This is a genomic window from Synechococcus sp. BA-120 BA3 (genome assembly GCF_034931285.1).
In the GTDB taxonomy this organism is placed as follows: domain Bacteria; phylum Cyanobacteriota; class Cyanobacteriia; order PCC-6307; family Cyanobiaceae; genus Cyanobium.
Map to the genome: position 1 here is coordinate 1 of NZ_JAYGHZ010000444.1, position 1,683 is coordinate 1,683.

The 1,683-nt window shown below is 73.7% G+C and carries 4 protein-coding genes and 1 pseudogene; 3 read left to right on the forward strand and 2 right to left on the reverse strand.

The window, feature by feature from the left end; genetic code table 11:
* A pseudogene (locus VB737_RS16595) lies at positions 1-153 on the forward strand (dihydropteroate synthase); the annotation flags it as partial.
* A gap of 39 nt (positions 154-192) precedes the next feature.
* Here the strand turns inward: VB737_RS16595 and VB737_RS16600 are convergent.
* A complete protein-coding gene (locus VB737_RS16600; protein ID WP_500314587.1) occupies positions 193-474 on the reverse strand; it encodes a hypothetical protein in 282 nt (93 codons plus the stop codon).
* A 105-nt stretch (positions 475-579) separates the two neighbouring features.
* Here VB737_RS16600 and VB737_RS16605 point away from each other — a divergent pair, with 105 nt between their 5' ends.
* Entirely contained in the window at positions 580-828 is a 249-nt protein-coding gene (locus VB737_RS16605) for a hypothetical protein (RefSeq protein ID WP_500314589.1), read from the forward strand.
* A 6-nt stretch (positions 829-834) separates the two neighbouring features.
* Here VB737_RS16605 and VB737_RS16610 read toward each other — a convergent pair whose 3' ends face one another.
* Positions 835-1,314 carry a LexA family protein gene (locus VB737_RS16610; RefSeq protein WP_500314591.1) on the reverse strand — a complete coding sequence of 160 codons (480 nt, stop codon included), beginning with the start codon at positions 1,312-1,314 and terminating at the stop codon, positions 835-837.
* 93 nt (positions 1,315-1,407) lie between these two features.
* Between VB737_RS16610 and VB737_RS16615 the strand changes: the two genes are divergently transcribed.
* On the forward strand, positions 1,408-1,683 hold a 276-nt coding region (locus VB737_RS16615; protein ID WP_500314593.1), incomplete at its 3' end, for a cupin domain-containing protein.

Consider the following 1,683-nt stretch of genomic DNA (forward strand, 5'->3'; position numbering starts at 1 on the left):
GTGCTGGCCGAGCCCCGCCCCCGGGCCCGGCTCTGGGGCACCGCGGCGGTCTGCGGCCAGGCCATCGCCGCCGGTGCCGATGTGCTGCGCGTGCACGACGTCGGGCCGATCGTGCAGACGGCCCGCATGGCCGATGCCCTCTGGCGCGCCTGACCCGGCCCGGCTGATCAGTCCGGCCGATCCGGCCCCCCGTCAGTCCGCTGATCCCTCCTGGCGCCCCGTCAGCAGGGTCTGCACCATCAGCCGCAGGGTCGCCCGGTTGCCGCCGGCGGCCCGCCAGCTTTCCAGCCACTGCAGCAGGGGGGAGGGGCTGCCCCCGTCGTCGCCCTGCTGGCCGATGCCCAGCCGTTCCAGGAAGGCGCTGGCATCATCCAGGCAGGAGCCCCCTTCGCCGAAGCCGTCCAGGAGCGGATCGAGGGCCGCCAGCAGGGTCTCCAGTTCGGCGGTGCTCAGCTCCGGCAGGGGCTCGATCATCGAAGCAGGCTGGGGCGGCGTTGCCGCTCATCGCCCCCAGCATGACGCCTGGACGGCGTTTCCCGGCCGGTCCCCGGCGGCCGCTCGCCTGCGGCGCCCCTAGGCTTGTCCCAGCACAGCGCCGCATCTGCTCCCACCCTGGCCCCCACCGTGCTGAAACTCTGCCTGCAGGTGCTTGTCTGTGTCACCATCGCCCTGCGCTGCCTGGTGATCTTCGGCCACCTGCGCAAGCTCTGGATGGCGGACGGACTGGCCGGTGAGTTCCGCCGTGAGCTGCGGCGGCGCGGCCTGTTGATGACCCCTCCCGCCCCTCATGGCGACGCGCGCGCCCTGCCCCACCGCGCCGACCCCTGAGCCCGATCAGCGGCGCCTGGAGGGGGCGCCCGCCAGGTGATGCACGGCGTGGATCACGACGCCCCAGAGTTCGGCGCCACCCCCGTCGCCGCCACCGCCGTCGCCGCTGAGCACCAGGGGCGGACTGGTGCCGTCGCTGGCCACCAGCCACAGCCCATCGCCGCGCCGGGCCAGACGGCGCAGCAGGAAGGCGCCGGCATGCACCGCCACCACCACCATGCCGGGCCGGGGATCGACGCTGCGGTCGATCACCAGCAGGTCGCCGTCGACGATGCCGTCGCCCCGCATGGCATCGCCGCTGACGCGCATGAAGAAGGTGGACAGCGGGCGGGGGATCAGCTCCAGATTGAGGTCGATGCGGGCCTCCACGTAGTCGTCGGCGGGACTGGGGAAGCCGGCGCTGACCGCCTCCGTGGCCAGCAGGCAGAAGAGGGCCTCCGCCCCCTCCCGCAGGGGCAGCGGTGACTGGGGAGGCAGGGGAGGCATCGGGCCGGGAACCATGAAGTGGTACACATGTTCTACTCCGGTTGGCCGTCGCCGCGGGATCATCGGCAGCGACCCTCTCCCCTCCGCCAGGCCATGCGTTCCAGTCCGGAGGCGCTGATCGCCCGCTTCGACCTGCAGCCCCATCCGGAGGGGGGCTGGTACCGGGAGCTGCACCGCTCGCCCGGCCAGGTGTGCCGAACCGAGGACGGGCGGCAACGCGCCGGACTCACGGTGATCGCCTTCCTGCTGACGGAGGGCCAGCTCAGCCGCTGGCATCAGGTGGCGGGGGCGGATGAGGTCTGGCACCACGCCGGCGGCGACCCCCTCGACCTCTGGCGGCTGCCGCCCGGGGGCGGCACGGCCGAGCGG

Bases quoted from the DNA above. Each gene is read 5' to 3' on its own strand.
- VB737_RS16600 (WP_500314587.1), bottom strand. From the start codon at position 474: ATGATCGAGCCCCTGCCGGAGCTGAGCACCGCCGAACTGGAGACCCTG.
- VB737_RS16610 (WP_500314591.1), bottom strand. From the start codon at position 1,314: ATGCCTCCCCTGCCTCCCCAGTCACCGCTGCCCCTGCGGGAGGGGGCG.